General features: G+C 67.3%; 18 protein-coding genes. 10 read left to right on the top strand and 8 right to left on the bottom strand.

All coding sequences use genetic code 11. The annotated features are described in order from the left end of the window. Positions 1-12: 12 nt before the first annotated feature. Complete coding sequence (locus MZV50_RS22905) at positions 13-732, bottom strand: response regulator (protein ID WP_252631638.1); 720 nt, start codon at positions 730-732, stop codon at positions 13-15. 155 nt (positions 733-887) lie between these two features. Between MZV50_RS22905 and MZV50_RS22900 the strand changes: the two genes are divergently transcribed. Continuing rightward, positions 888-1292 carry a hypothetical protein gene (locus MZV50_RS22900; RefSeq protein ID WP_252631637.1) on the top strand — a complete coding sequence of 135 codons (405 nt, stop codon included), beginning with the start codon at positions 888-890 and terminating at the stop codon, positions 1290-1292. 86 nt (positions 1293-1378) lie between these two features. Continuing rightward, on the top strand, positions 1379-2281 hold the full coding sequence (locus tag MZV50_RS22895) for an alpha/beta hydrolase (RefSeq protein WP_252631636.1): 903 nt from the start codon (positions 1379-1381) through the stop codon (positions 2279-2281). 132 nt (positions 2282-2413) lie between these two features. On the opposite strand, the gene MZV50_RS22890 is transcribed toward MZV50_RS22895, so the two are convergent. Continuing rightward, entirely contained in the window at positions 2414-3313 is a 900-nt protein-coding gene (locus tag MZV50_RS22890; protein ID WP_252631635.1) for an AraC family transcriptional regulator, read from the bottom strand. Between the two features lie 164 nt (positions 3314-3477). Here MZV50_RS22890 and MZV50_RS22885 point away from each other — a divergent pair, with 164 nt between their 5' ends. The 3 genes from MZV50_RS22885 to MZV50_RS22875 all read left to right on the top strand — a co-directional run bounded on the left by MZV50_RS22885 (position 3478) and on the right by MZV50_RS22875 (position 5639). Continuing rightward, positions 3478-4236, top strand: a complete 759-nt coding sequence (locus tag MZV50_RS22885) for an SDR family NAD(P)-dependent oxidoreductase (protein ID WP_252631634.1) — start codon at positions 3478-3480, stop codon at positions 4234-4236. A 2-nt stretch (positions 4237-4238) separates the two neighbouring features. Then, complete coding sequence (locus MZV50_RS22880; protein ID WP_252631633.1) at positions 4239-4964, top strand: glutathione S-transferase family protein; 726 nt, start codon at positions 4239-4241, stop codon at positions 4962-4964. Positions 4965-5033: 69 nt separating this feature from the next. Further along, positions 5034-5639, top strand: a complete 606-nt coding sequence (locus MZV50_RS22875) for an isochorismatase family cysteine hydrolase (protein ID WP_252631632.1) — start codon at positions 5034-5036, stop codon at positions 5637-5639. A gap of 116 nt (positions 5640-5755) precedes the next feature. Here MZV50_RS22875 and MZV50_RS22870 read toward each other — a convergent pair whose 3' ends face one another. Next, on the bottom strand, positions 5756-6979 hold the full coding sequence (locus MZV50_RS22870; protein WP_252635301.1) for a spinster family MFS transporter: 1224 nt from the start codon (positions 6977-6979) through the stop codon (positions 5756-5758). A 408-nt stretch (positions 6980-7387) separates the two neighbouring features. Here MZV50_RS22870 and MZV50_RS22865 point away from each other — a divergent pair, with 408 nt between their 5' ends. Continuing rightward, positions 7388-9691 (top strand): TonB-dependent receptor, encoded by a 2304-nt coding sequence (locus MZV50_RS22865; RefSeq protein ID WP_252631631.1) that lies wholly within the window; start codon positions 7388-7390, stop codon positions 9689-9691. A 42-nt stretch (positions 9692-9733) separates the two neighbouring features. On the opposite strand, the gene MZV50_RS22860 is transcribed toward MZV50_RS22865, so the two are convergent. Next, complete coding sequence (locus MZV50_RS22860; protein ID WP_252631630.1) at positions 9734-10669, bottom strand: LysR family transcriptional regulator; 936 nt, start codon at positions 10667-10669, stop codon at positions 9734-9736. 335 nt (positions 10670-11004) lie between these two features. Between MZV50_RS22860 and MZV50_RS22855 the strand changes: the two genes are divergently transcribed. Next, positions 11005-12261 carry an alpha/beta hydrolase gene (locus MZV50_RS22855; protein ID WP_252631629.1) on the top strand — a complete coding sequence of 419 codons (1257 nt, stop codon included), beginning with the start codon at positions 11005-11007 and terminating at the stop codon, positions 12259-12261. A 58-nt stretch (positions 12262-12319) separates the two neighbouring features. Here MZV50_RS22855 and MZV50_RS22850 read toward each other — a convergent pair whose 3' ends face one another. Further along, complete coding sequence (locus MZV50_RS22850) at positions 12320-12955, bottom strand: cysteine hydrolase family protein (protein WP_252631628.1); 636 nt, start codon at positions 12953-12955, stop codon at positions 12320-12322. Between the two features lie 446 nt (positions 12956-13401). Between MZV50_RS22850 and MZV50_RS22845 the strand changes: the two genes are divergently transcribed. Genes MZV50_RS22845 through MZV50_RS22835 form a run of 3 tightly spaced genes read left to right on the top strand, consistent with a single transcriptional unit; the run spans position 13402 to position 16096 of the window. Beyond that, a complete protein-coding gene (locus MZV50_RS22845) occupies positions 13402-14511 on the top strand; it encodes a putative urea ABC transporter substrate-binding protein (RefSeq protein WP_252631627.1) in 1110 nt (369 codons plus the stop codon). Between the two features lie 5 nt (positions 14512-14516). Continuing rightward, complete coding sequence (locus tag MZV50_RS22840; RefSeq protein WP_252631626.1) at positions 14517-15332, top strand: ABC transporter permease; 816 nt, start codon at positions 14517-14519, stop codon at positions 15330-15332. Next, entirely contained in the window at positions 15332-16096 is a 765-nt protein-coding gene (locus tag MZV50_RS22835) for an ABC transporter ATP-binding protein (protein WP_252631625.1), read from the top strand. The genes MZV50_RS22840 and MZV50_RS22835 overlap by 1 nt, the downstream gene beginning before the upstream one ends. A 252-nt stretch (positions 16097-16348) precedes the next feature. Here the strand turns inward: MZV50_RS22835 and atzF are convergent, their stop codons facing one another. Genes atzF through MZV50_RS22820 form a run of 3 tightly spaced genes read right to left on the bottom strand, consistent with a single transcriptional unit; the run spans position 16349 to position 22401 of the window. Further along, positions 16349-18145: an allophanate hydrolase gene (gene atzF / locus MZV50_RS22830; protein ID WP_252631624.1), complete on the bottom strand. Its 1797-nt coding sequence runs from the start codon at positions 18143-18145 to the stop codon at positions 16349-16351. Continuing rightward, positions 18142-21765: an urea carboxylase gene (uca, locus tag MZV50_RS22825; RefSeq protein WP_252631623.1), complete on the bottom strand. Its 3624-nt coding sequence runs from the start codon at positions 21763-21765 to the stop codon at positions 18142-18144. Before uca ends, atzF begins: the two co-directional genes overlap by 4 nt. Before the next feature lie 9 nt (positions 21766-21774). Continuing rightward, positions 21775-22401, bottom strand: coding sequence for an urea amidolyase associated protein UAAP2 (locus tag MZV50_RS22820; protein ID WP_252631622.1), 627 nt, complete (start codon positions 22399-22401; stop codon positions 21775-21777). Between the last annotated feature and the right edge of the window lie 9 nt (positions 22402-22410).

The raw sequence follows: 22410 nt of genomic DNA, 5'->3' as shown, positions 1-22410 counted from the left end.
ATGACCGTCGCTTCAGAGCCGCTCGACGGGCGCGCTGAACAGGTAGCCGCCGCCGCGCACGGTTTTGATCAGCCCTTCGCCGCCCGCGCCGCCGGCCAGCTTGCGCCGCAGCCGGCCCAGCAGGACATCGATCGCGCGGTCGTAGGGGCTGGCGCTGCGGCCGCGCGTCCAGTCTAGCAACTGGTCGCGGCTCAGGACCCTTTGGGCATGGCGCAGGAAGGCCATCAGCAGGTCGTGCTCGCCGCCGGTCAGGGTCACCGGCCGGCCTTCCGCGTCGATCAGGTCGCGGCTTGCCGAGTCCAGGCGCCAGCCAGCGAAGCCGTAGACCTCGCCCGGCGGGACGGCGGTCACGCGGTGCGCCTCGCGCGTGCGGCGCAGGATGGCGCGGACACGGGCCAGGAGCTCGCGCGGATTGTAGGGCTTGGCCAGGTAATCGTCGGCTCCGATCTCCAGACCGATCACCCGATCGATATCGTCGCCCTTGGCGGTGACCATCAGGATCGCCGTCTCGCCCGTCGTCCGTAAGCGGCGGCACAGCGACAGGCCGTCCTCACCGGGCATCATGATGTCCAGCAGCACCAGATCGACGCGGCGGCGGGCGGCCAGGCGGTCGAAGGCGGCGGCGTCCTCGCAGCCGACGGCCTCCCAGCCCTCGCGGCGCAGCAGGCCCAGCGTCAGGTCGCGAATCTCGGCGTCGTCCTCGACGACCGCGATCAGGGTGTTGTCGATCATGGCCAAAGCCTTGCCTCACGGGCGCGGCGCGGAAAAGGCGGAGGCGTCCACGATTACATTTCGACACATTTCGTCGACGGCGAAACATCAAGACGAGCGGCCCAGCATGTTCTGTGTGCGGCGACGAGGGACGTCACCGAACCGATGGAAACACCATGCGTAAAACCGTTCTCACCGCTGCCGTCCTGGCCGCCACGGCCCTGTTCACCGCGCTCGCTCCCGCCGCCGAGGCCGGTCAGCACGGCCATACCACCCGCGTGCAGGGCGCCTATGGTCGCGGCTACGTTCACGATCGCCACGTCAGTCGGCAGCCAGGCGCCGTCTCGGTCTCGCGCGGGACCCAGACCACCGGCGGCTACGGCGTCGCCAGCCAGCGCAGCGCGAACTGGGGTGGCGGCGCCTATGCCGGGAGCGCATCGCGCACCTTCAACAACGGCGCCTCGGCCAGCCGGGCGACGAGCGTCGTCAACAATGGCGACGGAACCTACAGCTACAACGCCAGCCGCACTGGCTATGACGGCGACACCCGTTCGGTCAGCGGCGTCGTGAGCCGCCCCTGACCGCAACCAGGGCCGGCGCGCGAGCCCCCTGCGCCGGCCCGTCCCTCGGAGAGGATCCCGTCTTGAAGAAGCCTCTGACCCAGCTCGTGAGCTTGACCCTTGCGGCGTCCCTGGCGGCCAGCGCCGCGGACGCCCAGATCGGCCTTCGCGGCAAGATGCGCGAGCGGATGATACAGCGCCTGCAGGAGAAGAAGGCCGAGGAGGAGCGCCCGATTGACCTTCAGGCGATCCTGCCTGGCGCCCGCAAGCTGACGGCCGCCTACGGCGCCGATCCCGCCCAGGCTGTGGACGTCTATGTCCCGCCAGGCGTTTTGCGCGACGCGCCGGTGATCGTCATGGTCCACGGCGGCGCCTGGAAGATCGGCGATAAGGCCAATACCGGCTCGGTCGAGAACAAGCTGCGCCACTGGTTGCCTAAGGGCTACGTATTCGTCAGCGTCAACTACCGCATGCTGCCCCAGACCATGGCCTACGCCCAGGCCCAGGACGTGGCCGCCGCCGTGCGCTGGACACAGGCCCACGCCGCCGACTGGGGCGCCAGCGATCGCCGGATCGTCCTGATGGGCCACTCGGCCGGGGCGCACTTGGTCGCTCTGCTGTCGTCGAAGCCGTCGATGGTCGGCAAGCCCTGGGCCGGGACGGTGGTGTTGGACTCGGCGGTCATGAAGGTCTCCACGACCATGGCCGGCCGCCATCCGAAGTTCTACGACGAGGCGTTCGGGAGCGATCCCGCCGGCTGGACCCAGGCTTCGCCGATGGACCAGTGGACGCCCTCGGCCGTGCCGATGTTCCTGGTCTGCTCGACCAAGCGCCCCGACAAGCCCTGCGAAGACGCCCGCGCGTTCCAGGCCCTGGCTAAGCGCGCGAACGTCCCGATGCCGGTCTTGCCCCAGCCCCTGACCCACGCCGACGTCAACCGCACCCTGGGCCTGCCCGGCGACTATACCGAGGCGGTGGATCGGTTCATTGGGGAGCGGCTGGCGGGGTGAGGGCGGACAGGCGGGGAGGGAAGCGGTTGCTCAGACGCACGGCAGAAATGAAGTCGCCCCAATGGCAGCTCCTGGCGCCTCCTTGCGCTTGACCCACCGCCTGAACGACAACTTTCATATGTAGTCGGCGCCTCAGCCCGGAGCGGCGCCATCGAGAGCCCGCCAGATGTTTCGAATATCGCGCATCGGCGGCGCGCCGAACTGGCGCGTGTATTCGCGGCTGAACTGGGAGGCGCTTTCATAGCCGACGGCGAAGGCGACGTTGGAGGCGTTGTGATCGCCGGCCAGTAGCAACTGTCGCGCCTCCTGCAGACGCAGCTGCTTCTGATACTGGATGGGGCTGAGACCGGTCAGCGCTTGAAAATGCCGATGCAGACTCGCGCGGCTCATGCCGCTGGCGTCGCACAGCGCCTCGATCCGCAGGCGCTTGTTGCAGTTGTCCCGGATCCACGCCACGGCCTTGCGGATCTGGGCCAAGGGCCCTTCTGGGCGCGCGATCTGGCGCAGCAGCCGACCCTGCGGTCCCTGTAGAAGACGATAGAGCAATTCGCGCTCCGCCATAGGCGCGAGCGCTGGAATGTCCCCGGGACTATCGAGCAAGGACAGCAATCGCAAGAGCGTGTCGCGCAGCGTCGTCGTCATGGGGTTGATCGCGACGCCAACACCCTGCGGTTCCGGATCCCGCATCGGCGGCAGGGTCGACGCCACATCCGCCATCAGGGCGGGATCCAGGACCAGCGACACGGCGATGTAGGGGCGACCGTCATCCTCGTCGAGGATCTGGCCCGTGCCCGGCAGATCAAGGGCGCTGATCAGGTACTGCGAGGAGTCGTAGCTGAGGAGCTGGTCGTTGATCGCGACGTGCTTTGAACCCTGCAGGATGAAGCAGACCATCGAGCGATAGAGGCACGGCGCTCGATCGGTATTCCCGCGCCCGACGGTGATGTCCAGCCTCGGGATGGGCGTGTCGGTCAGGCCGATCGCGGCGTGACGTCGAACGACCTCCAGGTGAGGCGAGAGCGGATTGGTCATTCCTCCGTATCGCACGTTTCCGCGCCGGTCCAAACGGGTTGAGACAATCGGGCAATAAGCTGAGCCGATCGGGCGGGTGCGCGGCGCGGGCGCGACCTACTTGGGTTTCATCGGAAGTCGCCAAGGCGGCGCGCCTTCACCTCAAGCTATCCCGCGAGAATGACATGACCAAAAAGATCGCAATCATCACCGGCGCCAGCCGCGGCCTGGGTCGCAGCATGGCGCTTCACCTGGCCAAGCGCGGCGTCGGCGTCATTGGGACCTATCGCAGCGGTTCGGCCGAGGCAGAGGCAGTGCGCCAGGACATCGCGGCCCTGGGCGGCAAGAGCGTGATGATCGCGCTCGATGTCAGCGACTCCAAGAGCTTTGGGGCCTTCGCCGAGGCGGTCGCCGCCGCCCTGAAGACCGAGTTTGGCCGCGAGCGGTTCGACTATCTGGTCAACAACGCCGGCCATGGCCTCTATGCGCCGCTGACCGATGCGACCGAAGAGCAGTTCGACGGGATCATCGACACCCATCTGCGTGGTCCCATCTTCCTGACCCAGAAGCTGCTGCCGCTGATCGAGGACGGCGGGCGCATCCTGAATGTCTCGTCGGGCTTCGTGCGCGTGACCATGGCCGGCTACGGCATCTATGCCGCCGCCAAGGCCGCCATCCAGACGATGACCAAGTTCATGGCGGTCGAGCTGGGCGCGCGGCAGATCCGCGTCAACACCATCTCGCCCGGCGCCATCGCGACGGACTTCGGCGGCGGCGCGGTCCGCGACGACCAGAACATCAACGCCTATGTCGCCCAGACCATCGCGCTGGGCCGCGTGGGCGAGGCCGACGACATCGGCGGCGCGGTGGCGGCCATTCTGTCCGACGAGATGGGCTGGGCCAACGGCACGACCTTCGACGTGTCGGGCGGTCAGGCGATCTGATCTTGCATCACCCGTTCGCCGTCGCCGTCCTGCCGTCTCATCGAAAGATCATCATGCAAAAGACCAGCCTCACGCTCGTCAGTCACCCGCTTTGCCCGTTCGTCCAACGCGCGGCGATCGTCCTCCTCGAAAAGGACGTTCCTTTCGAACGCGTCAATGTCGACCTCTCGGCCAAGCCCGACTGGTTCCTGGCTCTGTCTCCGACCGGCAAGGTTCCGCTTCTCCAGGTCCGCCAGGCCAGCGGGGAAGAGGCTGTCCTCTTCGAGAGCATGGTGATTTGCGAGTATCTCGAGGAGACGCAGGGCGGCGCGCCGATGTACCCGCAAGACGCACTGGTCCGGGCCCGGCAACGGGCTTGGATCGAGTTCGCCACCCAGGCCATGGCCGACGCCTGGCAGTTCCTCAACGCCGCAGACAAGGCGACAGCTGAAACCAAGCAAACGGCGTTCCGGAGCAAGCTCCAGCGCCTGGAGCCGCAGCTGGGCGCGGGCCCCTATTTCCAGGGCGTGGCCTTCTCCATGGTCGACGCGGTGTTCGCGCCGCTCTTCCGGTACTTCGACATCCTCGACCCTCAGGCGTCAGCGCCGATCTTCGAAGGCCTTCCGCGCGTCTCGGCATGGCGAGCGGGCCTGGCGATCCGGCCCAGCGTCATCGCCGCAGTCGGGGGCGACTACGCCGATCGGTTCCGGGCTCACCTGCATCATCACGGGGCGCTGCTGGCGGCCTAGGGGCCGCCGACGAGCTTTCGCGCCTGACGCGCCCCTTCAAATCCATCCAGCTTCTGAAAGAGCAACTCCATGACCCACCACATCGAACCCAAGAGCGCGCTGATCCTGATCGAGTATCAGAACGACTGGCTGGCTCCGACCGGCGGCATCAATCCGCAGTTCCAGGATCGCGAGCAGATCGACGCCGCTGTCGCCAACTCGGCGAAGGTCCTGGCCGAGGCGCGCCATCGCGGCTTGGAAATCATCCACGTCGCCATGGTGCTGGAGCCCAACTACCGCGTCATGGGCCAGGGCAAGTATGGCCTACGGGCGATGGTTCCGCAGTACCGCTCGTTCCTCGGCGAGCAGACGGCGTTCTTCACGGGCTTCGAGCCCGCGCCGGGCGAGCATGTCATCCGCGAGCGCACCGGTGGCAGCAGCGCCTTCGCGGCCACCACGCTCGACAGCTATCTGCGCAACAACGGCGTCTTCGACCTCTATGTGATGGGCTTCGCTCTGCGCCAGTGCGTGGAGTCGACCGTTCGCAACGCCCACGACCTAGGCTACCACACCAACGTGATCCACGACGCCTCGGCGGCCTTCACCAAGGAGCAGCAGACCTCTTTTGTGGCCGAGATCTTGCCCTTCTACGGCAATGCGGTCACCACCCAGGAATTCCTGGACGCCGGTCGCTAGATGGCGTTGGGCCGGCCTTGCAATATCGGGCCGGCCTCTAGCTTTGGCGGCGGCGTGATCGAGCCAATGTCCGGAAACGGCTAGGATTCGAATGTCGGAAGCTGGCGCTTACTCGCCTATTTCGGCGTTGCGGAGCGGGGGGCGCCGAGCTTGGCGGCGGCATAGATCAGGCAGGCTCCGCCGGCGACCGCGCTGAGCTGCATCAGCGAGATGGACGGGGCCAGGCCCTCGACCGCGCCTCGAGCCACGAAGAGATCGCTGAGCCAGCCGGTCAGGAACGGACCGACGCCCATGCCGATGACGTTCAGCACGAACAGCATGCTGGCCATGCCGACCGCGCGCAGGCGGGGCGGCAACAACATCTGACCGGCGGCGAACAGCGGGGCTGAGAAGGCCGAGCCCGCCAGCTCGGCGACGAAATAACAGCCATAGGCCGCCGCGCCGCTGGTGTGGAAAAAGAGCAAGATCGCCGGGCCCATGATCGCGATGCCGATCATGGGGAGCCACAGGTACCAGCGGGCGTCGCGGCCGCCGAGGCGGTCGGCGGCGAAGCCGAAGATCAGGGTGCCGACGAAGCCGGTTACGCCTTGCAGCAGGCCGCTCAGCGATCCGACCTCGGTCGAGCTGAGGTGCTGCACCCGGATCATGTAGGTTGGCACCCAGTTCTCGAAGGCGCTGGCCGAGGCTGAGACGAGGGCGAAGCCCAGCGCGATGGGCAGGAAGCTGGGATGGGTAAGGATGTGGCCGGCGGCTTCTTTCAGCGTGTACTGACGGGCGTTCTCCTCGGTCTGAGCGTCAAAGGTTCCGCGTGGTGGCTCGCGCACGATCAAGAAGAACAGCGCCGCCACGACCATGCCGGGCGCGCCGACGATCAGGAAGGCGCTACGCCAGCCGAACCGGTCTTCCAGGAGGCCGCCGAAGGTCAGGCCCGCCCACATGCCGATCGATATGCCCAGGCTGTAGACGGCGATCGCCGCCGCGCGCCGGGCCTGCGGAAAATAGTCCGAGATCAGCGAATAGGCCGCCGGCGAGCATCCGGCGGACGACACGGCGATGCCGAAACGGGCGAAGGCCAGCGCCGTGAAGTTGGTCACGAAGCCGCTGATCACCGTCAGGGTGCTCCAGGCGCCGATGGCGGCGGCTATGATCGCCCGGCGCGAGCCCTTGTCGGCCAGACGCGCGATCGGAAAGCCGGCCAGCGAATAGAGCAGGGACGAGCCAAAGCCGGTCAGCAGGCCGATCGCGGTATTGGAGACCTTCAGGTCGCGGCTGATCGGGTCCACTAGAATGATCAACAGGAAGCGGTCGATCCAACTGAAGGTGTAGACCAGCGTGAGCATAGCCAGCACCACCCAAGCCCGCGTTGACACCTTGGGCGCCGGCGCTGCGGCGGCAGGGACAGCGGAGAGGGCGGCGTCAGTCATCGGCGGTCCGTCTGGAGTCTCGGACCTCTGACCAAGCACGGCGCGGGCGCACGGTAGATGGCGTTATCGGCAACCATGCTTGGCGGGCTGCGTAAGGAAGATCCCGCCCATGGGGCAAGCGTCGCCGTTCACTTCCAGTTTGGCGCAACCATCGTTGTGCAACGCGACATTCTCGCTGGCGCGATCCCGCCAAATCCTCGCATGAGACCGGCCTGAGCGAGACGCGGGCGGCCCCTTCGGGAGGAGGGGCGGCAGAACCCGCATCCGTCGTGACCTCGACCACGAGGCCAGGCCCGACAGCGCGACGCTTAGGGGATACTCGGGATGCATATGAATTTCGTGACGGCGCGCCAGCGCGCCCTGAAGACGCGATTGCTGGCGGCCGCCGCCCTGGGCCTGATGGGCGTCGCTGCGCCTGTCGCGGCCTTTGCCCAGGCCACGGACGACACCATGGTTCCCGAACTGGTCGTAACCGCCCAGAAGCGTTCCGAGAACATTCGCGACGTTCCGGTCAGCATCAGCGTCCTCACCGGCGATCAGTTGGCCAAGCAGCATGTCGCCAACTACGCGGACCTCGCCCGCAGCACGCCGGGCCTGTCGTTCAGCAACACCGGTAGCAGCGGCCTCTCGCGGATCAGCCTTCGCGGTATCAGCTCAGCCCAGGGCTCGGCGACGGTGGGTATCTATCTAAACGACATATCGCTGACGATCCCGAACCAGTTCTTCACGGGCGTGACCCTACCGCGCCTGTTCGATCTCGATCACGTCGAGGTGCTGCGCGGGCCGCAGGGCACCCTTTACGGCGACAGTTCGCTAGGCGGCACGCTGCGATTCATCACCAAGGGGCCGCTGCTAGGCGTTTTCGCCGGCGAGGCCTCGGCCGAGGGTTCCAAGACCGACGCGGGCGGCGCGAACTACAAGCTGGAGGGCGTGGTCAATGCGCCGGTCGGCGACAACGCCGCCTTCCGTCTGGCCGTGCAACGCGAATATCTGAGCGGCTTCATCGACCACGTGAACAGCCAGGGCGTGGTCGATAACAAGAACGTCGACGCCGAACGCACCACGGCCGTTCGGGCCAGCTTCCTGTGGAACCCTTCCGATGACCTGAAGGTGACCTCGACCCTGCAGTGGCAGCAGACCGCCTCGGACGACACGGGCATCACCAAGCTCTCCCTGGGCAAGTTCCAGGAGAACCGGCCCGTCCGCGAGCCCAGCGAGGACACCCTGTTCGCGCCCAGCGTGACGGTCGAGAAGCGCTTTGGCGACCTGACCTTCACCGCGATCAGCGGCTACGCCTATCGCCGCTTCGACCGCCAGTTCGACGGCACGATCTATGACAGCGACTACGTCGCCAGCGTCATCGACGACAGCTATGGCCCGACCTACGAGACGATAGCGGCTCTGCCAGGGATCATGCGCAATACCGACGCGGTCGCGACCTACAGCCAGGAGTTCCGGCTGGCCTCGCCGTCTCTGGCCGAGAGCGGCAAGCGCTACGAGTGGCAGGTCGGCGCCTATTTCGCCAAGCAGAAGATCACCAGCCTGGACCATGAGTATGTCGTCGGCCTGGATGCGACGGTGGCGAGGCTGCTGGGGACCACGACCCAGGACGCCATCGGCTATGCAACGCCCGGCGGCCTGATCGGCTATTTCAACTCGGTGCGCCGCAACAACCAGGTGGCGCTCTTCGCCGAGGGATCGTTCAAGGTCACCGATAAGCTGAAGGCCACCGTGGGCTTGCGTCAGGTTCGCGCCACTAGCCAGTACGCGCTGGACGAGGGCGGCTGGCTGGCCGACGGGGCGCCGGCCCGCGACGACGCCAGCACGCGCTCGACACCGCTGACCCCGAAGTTCGCCCTGACATACGAGGCCTCGGATTCGGTCTCGCTTTACGCCAACGCCGCCAAGGGCTTCCGCCTGGGCGGTCAGAACAACGCCCTGACCTCGTTCTGCGCCGCCGACGTCAAGTCGCTGGGTCTGGCGGACGCCAAGAGCTATCAGTCGGACTCGTTGTGGAGCTATGAGGGCGGCGCCAAGACCCGCCTGTTCGGCGGCCGCGTGACCTTCAACGCCTCGGCCTTCTACATTGACTGGAAGAACGTTCAGCAGTCGGTGCGCCTGGCCAAGTGTGGCTCGGTGATCACCGGCAACGCGGGCGACGCCCGCAGTCAGGGCGGTGAGCTTGAACTGCGCGCCATGCTGACCGACCACCTGACCCTGAACCTGTCGGGCGCGATCACCGACGCCAAGATCACCAAGGCCTCGGCTGGGACAGGCGCGGTCGATGGCTCGCATCTGCTTGGCGTGCCCGAGAACACGGCCTCGATCGGCCTGGACTACAATCGACCGCTGACCAACCGCGTCGATGGCTTCTTCAGCGTGAACTGGTCGCACACCGGCGAGAGTTCCGGCGCCTACGCCACGACCAGCCAGGACTACCGCCGGCCATCCTATGACCTGGTGGACGCCAGCCTGGGCGTCGATATCGACAAGGTCGAGGTCTCGCTGTTCGCCAAGAACCTGCTGAACGAGGACAAGGTCATCCAGAAGCCCTCGGTGCTGTTCATCACGCAGGGGCTGGTCCTGCAGCCGCGCACGATCGGTCTGAACGTCCGCGCCAAGTTCTGAGAAAGACGGAAAGCGGCGCTCTGCGATGGGCGCCGCTTGCTTCTAGTTCACCCGGGTTCGGGCGGCCTCGACCTGTTCGATGAAGGCGGCGACCAGGGGCGGGGTGTGGCCCTGGCGCGTGATCACCGAGATGTTGCTGGCGTAGGAGAAGGTCTCCGGCGCGATCTTGTGGAAGCGCTTTCCGCCCCCCATCGCCGCGACCTGGTGCTCGGTCAGGAAACCGAGATAGCGGCCCGAAGCCACCATCATCGCGATCGCCTCCATATGGGTGACGGTCGCCGTGCGCTTGAGCAGTCCGCTGACGCCCAGACGCTCCATCTCGTGCTCGAATGGATAGCCAACGAAGTCATAGGCGCCGATGTCCTCGACGCAGACCTGATCTTCGTGGCGACGCTGACGCCAGGCCGGGTGGTCTTCGGTGCAGTAGAGGTAGCTGACCTCCTCGTAGAGGAAATGGTAGCGCAGTTGGTCCATCGGTCGACGCTCGAAGACCACCCCGACGTCGAGATTGTTTTCGATGACCGCCTGCTCGATCAGGTTCGAGGTGGTCGTCTCAATGTTGAAATGGACATTCGGATAGGCGGCCTTGTAGCCGTCGAAAACTTCTGGGAGGCGGAAGTTGGGGTCGCCGACCAGGGCGTCGACCATGCCGATGCGGATGGCGCCCGCTGGACTGGCGTGGATGTCGCGGACACGCGCCTCGAACAGATCCAGTTCGCCGAACAGCTTCTCGCAGGCCTCATGCACCCGTGCGCCTTCAGCGGTCAGGGTGAAGCCGCGGCGGCCGCGCTCGCAGAGCCTGGCTCCGAGCCGGATCTCCAAGTCCTTGATGTAGCGGCTGATCGAAGGCAGGCCGATCTGGAGTTCGGACTCGGCGGCCACGAAGCCCCCATGCTTGACCACCGTGGCGAAGGTGCGCAGCAGGCGCAGGTCGTTGTCGCTGACCTTGCCCGTAAAACGCTTCAGACCCAGTTCCATACTTGGCTTGTCCGGCAACCATCATTGCCCATGGCAACATTCCCGACGTGCCGGGGCGGGGCGCACTCTGGCGACCGCGATCAGGCGACGACGCCCTTCCGGCATAGCACCGGCCGGGCGCGGACCATGGTTGCCGGCGACCAGAGACCGGAAATCCCGAGGTTTTGCTGAAAAGCTGATGGCCGGCGCCTGAAAAATGCACGGTTGGCCGGGGCGGCGAAAATCCATCGTTCGATGCGCGACGGCTTGGCTCGTCGAGACGGCGATGGTTTCGCATTCCGCAACTAAGGGGCGGTCGGACGTCGCGTGAATGCGCCTTTGCCGATGAGGGTCCCTTGCGCCGACTTTTATGCCTACTCGCCGCCGCCGCGATCGCCGGGTCCGCCTATGCTCAGGCGCCTGATCCCTGGGCGGGCGATGGCGGGGTGACGCCGTTCTACCGCTGGACGGGCGCGACCCCCGCCGGGCCGGGGCGGATGCTGCGGACTGAAGCGATCCCGGCGGGACAGTCGCTGGCCGGGGCGGGGCGCGCCGAGCGCATCCTCTACAGCTCGACCGACTGGCTGGACGCCAAGACGATGGTTACGGTCTCGGGCGCGGTGTTCTTCCCGAAGGGGACGCCGCCGGCGGGCGGCTGGCCGCTGATCGCCTGGGCCCACGGCACCACAGGCGTCGCCGACGTCTGCGCCCCATCGTTCATGCCGCGCTCGGAGCGAGACCAGCAGTATCTGTCGGCCTGGCTGGCGGCGGGCTACGCCATTGTCGCCACAGACTACGCGGGGCTGGGTACGCCCGGACCGCATCCTTACCTGCAGTCACGCTCGGAAGGCCTGGCGGTGCTGGACAGCGCGCGGGCGGCGCTGAAGGCCTATCCTGGCCTATTGGCCAACAAGGTCGTGACCATGGGGCAATCGCAGGGCTCGGGCGCGGCGATCGCGGCGGCGTGGCTCGCCCCGACCTATGCGCCCGACTTGAGGATCAAGGGCACGGTGGCGACGGGGCTCGTCGCTCACACCAACAACACGCGCGGCGCGCCGCAGGAGCCAGTCCCAAGCCTCTATACCGACCGCGACGCCGGCGGAAACGCGGCCTACGAGATCCTCTACTTCCTGGGGACCGTGCGCTCGATCGATCCGAAGGGCATCCGCGCCGAGGACTATATATCGCCTGCCGGACGACCGCTGCTGGAGAAGGCCCAGACGACTTGCATGGGCGGCTTGCGGACTTTCGCCCGCGAAATCGCCCTGCCGGTTGAGAAGCTCTACAGCCAGGCGATCGCCGCGTTGGAGGCTCGGGCTGACGGCCTGAGCGACTTCCCGGACGTCGACATAAAGACTCCGGTCTTCGTGGGCACGGGCCTGGCCGATTCAGACGCCCAGGCCGTCAGCCAGTACAACTTCGTCTCGGCCATGTGCGCCGCCGGGACGACGGTCGAGTGGCGCTACTATCCAGGCGCCACGCACATGAGCGCGGTCATGCGCTCACGCGCCGACTCGCCGGCCTTCGTCGAGAAGGTGCTGAGCGACAGGACGGTGACCAATCTCTGTCCCAGCCTGGTCCCGCCAGGGCCGCTGCAAGAGCCGGAAGGCTGATACGCAAAGGCCCTCCCTCGCGACGCGGGGGAGGGCCTTTCTCTTGCGCGGCGTGGGATCAGGCCGCCTTGCTCTTCCGAGCGGCGAAGGCCTCCAAGATCTCGGTCGAGATGCGGCGCGCGCCGGTCTGCATGTATTCCATGGCGTTGAGCGCCGCGTCATGAGCCTCGGGCGAAGAGCCCGTCACGCAGTCCTCGACCACGCGGCAGTAATAGTCGCCCTGGTGACCGTCGACGAAGGTGTAGTGGACGCAGACGTCGGTGAAGCCGCCGACCAGGATCAGCGTCTGCGCCTTCAGGCCCTTCAGCAGGATCTCCAGCTCGGTGCCGTAGAAGCAGGAGTAGCGGCGCTTGGCCAAGAGGTAATCGCCTTCGACGATCCCCAACTCCTCGATCGCGAACTCCGTGCCTGGAGAGGTCTCGATGCAATGCACGTCCTCGCGGCCGTCCAGCTCGCGCCCGAAGTCGATCATGTTGGGACGGTGCACTTCCTTGAAGAAGACGACCGGCACGTCGGCGGCGCGGGCCGCGTCGACTAGCGGGCGGACGCGATGCATGCGCTCGACGCGGTCCGGCAGCATCGGCAGGCGCTCGGAAGAGGGCCAGTCCATGAATGAGCCCTTCTGGACATCGATCACCACGAGGACGGGCTGGCCGACGATCATCGGTCGGGCGTTGTCGGGTTTGTAGGTCAAGGCTGTCTTCCTGATGTCTGTCGGATCATCAAGAGCAGCGAGCGGCCGGCGGAGAAATGTCGACGCTGGAAAAGTTGGTTGCGGATCGCGGCAACTGAGCGCCGCGCAAGGTTGCTCAGGTGAGCCAGTATCGCCCGCCGCGGGCCGTAAGGCCCGCGCACAGAAAAGACCAAGCGTACGCCATCAGTTTGGACAGCATGCTCGTATCCTCCATCCCGAGGTCGGAGGCTGGCTGTGCGGGCGATGTTGGCAAACCATGGCGCGGGCTCATGGCCGTCCGCGGCGCGAGAACGGCGCGGGATGCGGCGCCTTTGCTCGGGGGCGGCCTGCTTTTTCGGCAGAATAGGCCGGGTGGAAACGCCTCGAGAGGGCGTTGGCGGTATTACGATTGCGACAAGTCGTAATATGAAAAACGCTCTCCTCAGCGAATTTCGAGGGAGCCGATCATGACCATTGAGTTCACCCGTAAGCGTTTCATGGCGGCCTTGGCCGTGTCGGCCCTGGCCCTGGCGTCGTGTGGTCCCAAGACCGCCGACAAGGGCGCGCCCGCGACTTCCGCCGAGGCGGCCAAAACCGAGTACAAGATTGGCTGGACCATCTATGCCGGGTGGATGCCGTGGGCCTACGCCCAGCAGTCGGGCATCGTGAAGAAGTGGGCCGACAAGTACGGCGTGAATATCCAATTGGTGCAGATCAACGACTACGTCGAGTCGCTGAACCAATACTCGGCCGGCAAGCTGGACGGCGTCACCGCCACGAACATGGACTCCCTGACCGTGCCGGCTGCCGCCGGCAAGGACACGACGGTCCTGATGATCGGCGACTATTCCAACGGCAATGACGGCGTCATCCTGAAGAACGGCACCAAGCTGGCCGACATCAAGGGCCGTCCGGTCAACCTGGTAGAGCTGTCGGTGTCGCACTATCTGCTGGCCCGCGCCTTGGAGACGGCGGGCCTGAAGATGGCCGACATCAAAACGGTCAATACCTCCGACGCCGATATCGTCGCCGCCTACAGCGCCGCCGACACCAAGGCCCTGGTGACTTGGAACCCTCAGCTGTCGGAAGTGAAGAAGATGCCCGGCGCCACCGAGGTCTTCGACAGCTCCAAGATCCCGGGCGAGATCCTGGATGGTCTGTCGGTCAGCACCGAGGCGCTGAAAGCCAATCCGAACCTGGGCAAGGCGTTGGTCGGCATTTGGTACGAGACCATGGCCCTGACCGTGGCCCAGACCCCAGAAGGCAAGGCCGCACGCGAGCAGATGGCCAAACTGTCGGGCGCGGATCTGGCCAGCTTCGAAAGCCAGTTGAAGACGACGCACCTCTACGCCGATCCGAAGTCGGCCCTGGCCGCCACGGTCAGCCCTGACCTGGTCACGGCCAATGATCGGGTACGCAAGTTCAGCTTCAGCATGGGCCTGTTCGGCCAGGGGGCGAAGTCTGTCGACGACATCGGCATCAGCTTCCCGGGCGGCAAGACCCTGGGTGACCCGAAGAACGTCAAGCTGCGCTTCGATCCCAGCTATGTGCAGATGGCGGCTGACGGAAAGCTCTAGTCCTCATGCGCCTGCTGAACGTCAGACCGAGGGGAGGGCTCGCGGTCCTGCTCGGAACCCTCCCGCTGCTGGCGGCGGCGCTGCTGTACCTGATGGCCTCGCAGGCCCGTCACGCTGAAAACCCGCGCGACAAGCTGCTGCCAACGCCGCAGGCCATGATCGAGGCCGTCCAGCTTATGGCCAAGGTCGATCCCCTGACCGGCCACGCGCCGTTGGTGGTCGATACCCTGGCCAGCCTCGAGCGCATTGGTATCGCGCTGCTCCTGGCGACCGCGATCAGCCTGCTGCTGGGACTGGCGCTGGGCTTGCTGCCGCTGCTGCGGGTCAAGCTGGGACCGCTAGTGGCGGCGATCGCGGTGATCCCGCCCATCGCCGTCCTGCCGATCCTGTTCATCGTCTTCGGCCTTGGCGAGACGGCCAAGATCGCGCTGATCGTCATTGGCGTAACACCCGTCATGGTCCGCGATCTGGCTGCTCATGTCGCGGCCATTCCGGAGGAGCAGCTGGTCAAGGCCCAGACCCTGGGCTCCAGCACCTGGCAGCTGGCCTTGCGCGTGGCCTTGCCCCAGGCCATGCCGCGCCTGATCGACAGCCTGCGCCTCTCGCTGTGCCCCGCCTGGGTCTACCTGATCTCGGCTGAGGCGATCGCCGCCGATACGGGGCTCGGTTACCGCATCTTCCTGGTCCGCCGTTACCTGTCTATGGACATCATCCTGCCCTACGTCTTCTGGATCTCGCTGCTGGCGGTGGCGATGGATGTAACGCTGCGCCTGATCAGCCGAAGCGCCTATCCGTGGGCCTATCCGGAGAGGGCGCGCTGATGGGCGACCTGCTGAACTTTCGCAATGTCTGGGTGGAGTACGGCGACAAGGTCGTGCTCGAGAACGTGGACCTCACGATCAAGCCGGGCAGTTTCGTCTCGATCGTCGGCCCGTCCGGCGCAGGCAAGAGCACCTTCCTGCGGCTGATCATCGGACAGGAGAAGCCGACGCGCGGCGCCATCGACCTCGACGGCGACAAGCTGCGCGCCGAGCCGGGGCCCGATCGCGGCGTGGTGTTCCAGAAGTACTCGGTGTTTCCGCACCTGTCGGCCCGCGACAACGTCGTGTTCGGCCTGGACTGCGCCGGCTCGCCACTCCTGGGCCGACTGACGGGCGCCCGCCGCCGCAAGGCGCTGGACGAGGCTGACGCGATGCTGGCCGCCGTGGGTTTGGCCGACAGCGGCGACCTCTATCCGGCCAAGATGTCGGGCGGCATGCAGCAGCGCCTGGCCATCGCCCAGGCCCTGATCAAGAAGCCCCGCATCCTCTTGCTGGACGAGCCGTTCGGCGCCCTTGATCCTGGGGTGCGACTCGACATGCACGAGCTGATCACCGGCCTTTGGCGCGACAACGGCCTAACCATCATGATGGTCACGCACGACATCAAGGAGGCCTTCAAGCTGGGCACCCGGGTCCTGGCGTTCGACAAGCGTCGCCGCGATCCGCAGGCCCCGCACCGCTACGGCGCGACGGCGGTTTACGACTTCCCGCTCGACAAGCCGGGGGCGGTCGGGCCGGAGGCGCTAGCGGGTCTGGGCAAATAACCGGCCGGTGCGATGTTGCGTCGCACCATTATTGCTTGAGATGACAACGTTGTCACACTACATGTGCTCCATGGCGAGGAACCGTCCTCGCTGGATCGAAGCCCGGAAAGTCCGATGTTCAGCCTGATCTACTACACGATTTCGGCCCTGAAAGCCGCACGCGCCACCGCTTAAGGCGCTCTTCGTCCCTGACGATGCTGAAAAGCCCGCGAACGCAGTTCGCGGGCTTTTTCGTTGTGCGGCGCCGAAGGGCTAGGCTTGTAGCGAAGCGATATAGGCCCGCCAGCCGCCCAGGGCGGTGATGTCGGTCGCGCCGTCCAGCGCGCGAGGCTCGGCGACGAAGCCCTTCACCGAGGTCCCATCCTCCAGGGTGACCGTGCCGATCGCCAGCGGGGCGGGGACCTCGGCGGTGAAGCTGCCGAAGGCCTCGACGTCCAGCTCGTAGACCTCGACCAGGATCGACGATCCGCCCCCCTCTTCATCGGCCCCGACATGGACCAGCGCCGGCTTGGGTGGGGTCGAGTTGGCGATGGCGTAGAGCTTATAGGCTGGCGCGGTCTTGGTGGCCTGGACCAGCCGGGCCTCGCGCGAGGTTAGCTGCCAGTGCAGGGGCATGCCGCCCAGGTGCGCGCCGACCACGGCCAGCTTGATGCCGGGCTTGTGGGGCGTCAGGTCCAGCGGGGGCGTGTTGGCCATGGGGAAGGTCTCCAGATAATGGGCCGCCAAATCCAGCAGCGCGCGGTCGGCGAAGGCAGGGCCGACCAAGGTCACGCCAAAGCCCGTCCCATCGGCGCGGAAGCCGGCCGGAACCGCCAGGGCGGACAGGTCCAGCAGGTTCACGAAGTTGGTGTAGAGGCCCAGATTGGCGTTCAGCGCCAGCGGCTCGGCCTTCAGATGCTTGAGCCGATAGATGGTCGGCGTCGTGGGTAGGAACAGGACGTCGGCGACGTCCCAAATGGCTTCGGCCGCGCGGCGATAGCCTTCCAGGGCGTAAAGGCCCCGGAACGTCTCGACGCCGGTGGTCGCCAGACCGCCTTGGACGATGGCCCTTACGGTGGGCTCGATGGCGCCGGGCGTCGCGCGCAGCAGGGGCTCGACGGCGGCGGTGCGCTCGGCCACCCAGGGTCCGCTGTAGAGCAGCTTGGCCGCGTCCAGCAGCGGGGCGATGTCGACCTCGACGGCGCGGCCGCCCGCCGCTTCCATCCGCTTGATCGCGGCCGCGTAGAGCGCCTCGGCTTCGCCGTCGCCGAAGAAGATCCGCTGGTCCGGCAGTGGGATCGCGAAGCGCAGGCCGTCCATGGAAAGAGCAGGGGGCGTCGCGGGCGCGCGGCGGGAGTAGTCGTCCTCCGGGTCGAAGGCGGCCAGGACGTCGTCGACCAGGGCCGCGCCGGCGAGGTCGGCGGCGAAAACGCTGATGCAGTCCAGCGAGCGGCAGGCGGGCACCAGGCCCCGCGTGCTCCAGCGACCCTTGCTGGGTTTCAGGCCCACCAGGTGGTTGAACGCCGCCGGCACCCGGCCCGAACCGGCCGTGTCGGTGCCCAGCGAAAAGGCGACCAGGCCCGCCGCGACCGCCACGGCCGAGCCGGAGCTGGAGCCGCCGCTGACGAAAGCCTGGTTGAACACGCAGCGCGGCGCGCCGTAGGGGCTGCGCGCGCCGACCAGGCCGGTGGCGAACTGGTCGAGATTGGTCTTGCCGATCAGCACCGCGCCGGCCGCGATCAGCCGCTCGACCACCGTGGCCGATCGTTCGGCCTCATAAGCGAAGGCTGGGCAAGCGGCTGTGGTCGGCAGGTCGCCGACATCGATATTGTCCTTCACGGCGAACGGGACGCCCGCTAGGGCGAGGACCTCGCCGGCGGCGATGCGCGCCTCGACCGCCCGGGCCTGGGCCAGGACGGCCTCGGCCGGCAGGCGCAGGGTCCAGACCTGGGGCTGGATCAGGTCGTATTCAGCGACGGCGTCCAGCGCCGCCTGGGCAACGTCGACGGCGCTGGCCCCGCCATGGACGGACCGGGCGATGGCCTCGACGGAAAGGCGCTCGAAACTCACGCGGCGGCCTCCAGATCCGGTGTGACGGCGATGACCGGCGCGCCGGCGGCGATGGATTGCGACGGCTGGGCGTAGACGGCGCTGACCACGCCCGCGACCGGCGTGTTGACGTCGCACTCGGCCTTCATGGCCTCGATGATGGCGATGACCGCGCCGGCCTCGACCCTTTGGCCCGGCTCGACCAGCACCTTCCAGACATTGCCGCCCAGCGGCGCCTCGACCAGGTCAGCGCCTGGCGGAACCTCGACGGCCGCCGCTTCTTCTTCGGCATCCGCGACGCCGGACAGCGCCTCGACCCGCGCGAACTCGCCCTTGGCTTCCCAGTCGGCGCGCTCGGCGTCGAAGGCGGCCTGGCGCGTGGCCTGGAAGGCGGCGATGCTCTCGGCGTTGTCGGCCAGCATCCGGCGATAGTCCGAGAGGCGGAAGGTCTCCTCCTCGATGCGGATCTGGCGACGGCCCAGCGGGAAGTCGCGCCGCCACTCGGTCAGTTCCTCGGCGCTGACCGGGAAGAAGCGGATCTGGTCGAAGAACCGCAGCAGCCAGGGCTTGCCGTCGGTGAAGGCGTCGGTCTGCCGCCAGGTGTTCCAGACCTGAATGGTGCGCCCGAACAGCTGATAGCCGCCCGGACCCTCCATGCCGTAGATGCACATATAGGCACCGCCGATGCCGACCACGTTCGGCGGGGTCCAGGTGCGGGCGGGGTTGTACTTGGTCGTCACCAGGCGGTGGCGCGGATCGACCGGCGTGGCGACCGGCGCGCCCAGATAGACGTCGCCCAGCCCCATCACCAGATATCGGGCGTCGAAGACGATGCGCTGGACATCGTCGATGCTGTCCAGGCCGTTGACCCGGCGGATGAACTCGATGTTGTCCGGGCACCAGGGCGCGTCATCGCGGACGGCCTGCATGTACTTGTCGATCGTCTGGTAGATCGCCGGATCCTTCCAGCTCAGCGGCAGGTGGACGACGCGAGATGGAATCTCGAAGTCGTCCAGGCCGCCCAGCCGGTCCTCGGCGGCGACCAGGAGCTCCAGAAGCCGGGCTTGGGTCAGGCGGCGGCTGTCGTAGTGCACCTGCAACGAGCGGATACCCGGCGTCAGGTCGATGACGCCTTCCGGGGCCTGGGCTTGCAGGTCCAGCAGCAGGGCATGGATGCGCAGGCGCAGCTCAAGGTCCAGCACGATCGGACCGTACTCGACGAGTAGGTGCTGATCGCCTTGGCGGCGGTAGAGCACGCGGGGGCGATGACCGTCCTGCGGCAGCTCGCGCAGGATCGGGCTGGCCTGCTCGTCCACCGGCGGCGAAGCGGGCAGGGGCGAAGCCACGAGGTCGGCGATCAGCGCCTCTTGGGCGTCCAGCGCAGCGGCGGCCGTGGCGTCGTCGACCACGGCGAAGCGGACCGTGTCGCCCGGCGCCAGCTGGCCGGCTTTCCAGAGGTCAGCCTGGATGATCACGAACGGGCAGACGAAGCCGCCCAGCGACGGGCCGTCCGGTCCCAGGATGATCGGCATGTCGCCGGTGAAGTCGACGGCCCCGATGGCGTAGGCGTTGTCGTGGATGTTGGACGGGTGCAACCCGGCCTCGCCGCCGTCGCGCCGCGCCCATTCGGGCTTGGGCCCGACCAGCCGCACGCCCGTGCGGTTGGAGTTGTAGTGCACCTTCCAGTCCGTGCCGCCGATCATGGCGACGTCGGCCGTGGTGAAAAAGTCCGGCGCGCCGTGCGGGCCGGGCAGGACGCGGATGGTCCAGGCCTTGGTCATGGCCGGCCGGAGCTCGGCGGCGAGGGCTGGGGCCGCGCTGTTCGCGACGGGCCCAAGCAGCCGCAGCACGTCGCCGGCCGTTAGGTTGCGCCCCGCATGGCCGCCGAAGCCGCCCAGGGTGAAGGTGGAGCGGCTGCCCAGATAGGCCGGGACATCCAGGCCGCCCCGGAACAGCAGGTAGCCCCGCAGGCCCGCCTCGATCGCGCGGCCGATTTTCAGCACTTGGCCCGGGGCGACCGCGAACGGCGCGTAGGGTTCGACCGGAGCGCCATCCAGGCGGGCGTCGAAGCGCGCGCCGGTCAGGCACACCGTGGCGGCGTGGTTGAACTTCAGGGTCGGACCGAGCGCGGTGATCTCCAGCCCGGCCGCATCCTCGCCATTGCCGAGCAGGCGGTTGCCCAGCCGGAAGGCGAAGGCGTCCATCGGACCGGACGGTGGCACGCCGACGTCCCAGTAGCCTTGCCGACCCGGCCAGTCCTGCACGGTGGTGGCGGGGCCGCCGCTCAGCACCTGGATGGTGTCGGGCGTCCAGGACACGGTCTCCAGGGCGCGGGTGGAGACCTCGCCGGTGACGAATGGCGGGCTGCGAACCACGGCGCGCAGCCAATCCAGATTGGTCTCGATACCGGAGAGGCGCGTGTCGTCGAGGGCCTTTTGAAGCGCCGTGACCGCTGTCTCGCGATCGGGCGCGGTGACGATCAGCTTGGCCAGCATCGGGTCGTAGAAGGCGCTGACCTCGGTCCCATCGACGACCCAGCCGTCGGCGCGGACGCCGCTTGGAAACGCGACCTGCGTCAGCACGCCGGAACTGGGGCGATAGTCCTGGGCCGGGTCCTCAGCATAGAGGCGCACCTGGATCGATGCGCCCTTGGCCTCGGGGACCGGGGCGTCCAGGAAGGCGAAGTCGCCGGCCGCGCCGCGCACCATCCATTCCACGAGGTCGACGCCAGTGACCTGTTCAGTGACGCCATGCTCGACTTGCAGCCGGGTGTTGACCTCCAGGAAGAAGAAGTCGTCGCGGCCGGCGTCGTACAGGAACTCGACCGTTCCGGCCGACCTGTAGTTCGCCGCCTTGGCCAGGCGCACGGCGGCGTCCAGCAGGGCTGCGCGGGTGGCGGCGGGCAGGCCGGGGGCGGGGGTCTCCTCGACGACCTTCTGGTTGCGGCGCTGCAGGGAGCAGTCGCGCTCGCCCAGGGCCACGACCTTGCCCGCGCCGTCGCCGAACACCTGCACCTCGACGTGGCGGGCCTTGCGGACGTAGCGCTCCAGGAAGACGCCGCCGTCGCTGAAATTGCCGGTCGCCAGGCGCTGGACGGCCGCGAAGGCCTCCTCGACGCCTTGCGCGTTCTCGCAGACCCGCATGCCGATGCCGCCGCCGCCGGCCGTGGCCTTCAGGATCACCGGAAAGCCGATCCGTTCCGCCGCGTCCAAGGCCGCCGCCGGATCGACCAATAGGTCGGTGCCTGGCGCCAGGGGTACGCCGTGCGCCTGGGCCAGGTCGCGCGCCGTGTGCTTGAGGCCAAAGGCGCGGATATTGTCCGCCGTCGGACCGATGAAGGCGACGCCCGCGTGCTCACAGGCTTCCGCGAACCCGGCGTTCTCGCTGAGGAAGCCATAGCCCGGATGGATCGCCTGGGCGCCCGTGGCCTTGGCGGCGGCCAAGACGAGGTCGCCGCGCAGATAGCTCTCGGCCGCCGGAGCCGGACCCAGGCGCACGGCTTCGTCGGCCATCGAGACATGCAGCGAGCCGGCGTCGGCGTCGCTGAACACCGCCACCGACTTCACGCCCATGGCCTTCAGGGTGCGGATGATGCGGCAGGCGATGGCGCCGCGATTGGCGATCAGGACCTTGTCGAACATGGCGAGGTCCTATTGGGCGATGATCATGCGCACCGGCGTCGGATCGAAGCCGTTGCAGGGATTGTTGATCTGCGGACAGTTGGAGACCACCACGACCACGTCCATCTCGGCGCGCAGGTCGACATAGAGTCCGGGCGCGGAGATGCCGTCGACGATGCCCAAGGCGCCGTCCGCCTCCACCGGCACGTTCATGAACCAGTTGACGTTGCTGACCATGTCGCGCTTGCCGCGACCCTGGGCGGCGTTGGCGACCAGGAAGTTCTCGACGCAGGCGTGCTGGCTCTTGGTGTGGTGGCCGTAGCGCAGGGTGTTGCTCTCGCACGAGCAGGCCCCGCCGATGGTGTCGTGATAGGCCACGGCCGTCGCGGTCACCGTCATCATCGGCGACCCCTCGTTGGATAGCAGCACCGAACCCTCGCGCAGGAAGATGTTCTTCTGGGCGGCGATGGTGTCCTGCGCGCTATAGCGCTCGGCGTCGTCCGCGGCGCTGTAGACCAGGAAGTCGACGGCCTGGTTGCCCTCCAGATCGATGATCCGCAGGGTCTGGCCAGCCTTGACCTCATGCAGCCAAGGCGCGCGGGCGGGGACCACCTCGTCGTGGACGATGGTGTTCAGGGGCGGGGGATCGAACGCCATGACGGGGCC

Source organism: Caulobacter segnis, from assembly GCF_023935105.1.
In the GTDB taxonomy this organism is placed as follows: domain Bacteria; phylum Pseudomonadota; class Alphaproteobacteria; order Caulobacterales; family Caulobacteraceae; genus Caulobacter; species Caulobacter segnis_B.
This window is presented reverse-complemented; position numbering and strand designations above follow the sequence as displayed.

What these genes read in the sequence shown, in the direction of transcription:
- MZV50_RS22835 (WP_252631625.1), top strand. Translation starts at nt 15,332, where the DNA reads ATGGGCGACCTGCTGAACTTTCGCAATGTCTGGGTGGAGTACGGCGAC.
- MZV50_RS22900 (WP_252631637.1), top strand. Translation starts at nt 888, where the DNA reads ATGCGTAAAACCGTTCTCACCGCTGCCGTCCTGGCCGCCACGGCCCTG.
- MZV50_RS22840 (WP_252631626.1), top strand. Translation starts at nt 14,517, where the DNA reads ATGCGCCTGCTGAACGTCAGACCGAGGGGAGGGCTCGCGGTCCTGCTC.
- MZV50_RS22890 (WP_252631635.1), bottom strand. Translation starts at nt 3,313, where the DNA reads ATGACCAATCCGCTCTCGCCTCACCTGGAGGTCGTTCGACGTCACGCC.
- MZV50_RS22885 (WP_252631634.1), top strand. Translation starts at nt 3,478, where the DNA reads ATGACCAAAAAGATCGCAATCATCACCGGCGCCAGCCGCGGCCTGGGT.
- MZV50_RS22905 (WP_252631638.1), bottom strand. Translation starts at nt 732, where the DNA reads ATGATCGACAACACCCTGATCGCGGTCGTCGAGGACGACGCCGAGATT.
- MZV50_RS22870 (WP_252635301.1), bottom strand. Translation starts at nt 6,979, where the DNA reads ATGCTCACGCTGGTCTACACCTTCAGTTGGATCGACCGCTTCCTGTTG.
- MZV50_RS22865 (WP_252631631.1), top strand. Translation starts at nt 7,388, where the DNA reads ATGCATATGAATTTCGTGACGGCGCGCCAGCGCGCCCTGAAGACGCGA.
- uca (WP_252631623.1), bottom strand. Translation starts at nt 21,765, where the DNA reads ATGTTCGACAAGGTCCTGATCGCCAATCGCGGCGCCATCGCCTGCCGC.
- MZV50_RS22820 (WP_252631622.1), bottom strand. Translation starts at nt 22,401, where the DNA reads ATGGCGTTCGATCCCCCGCCCCTGAACACCATCGTCCACGACGAGGTG.
- MZV50_RS22860 (WP_252631630.1), bottom strand. Translation starts at nt 10,669, where the DNA reads ATGGAACTGGGTCTGAAGCGTTTTACGGGCAAGGTCAGCGACAACGAC.
- MZV50_RS22845 (WP_252631627.1), top strand. Translation starts at nt 13,402, where the DNA reads ATGACCATTGAGTTCACCCGTAAGCGTTTCATGGCGGCCTTGGCCGTG.
- MZV50_RS22875 (WP_252631632.1), top strand. Translation starts at nt 5,034, where the DNA reads ATGACCCACCACATCGAACCCAAGAGCGCGCTGATCCTGATCGAGTAT.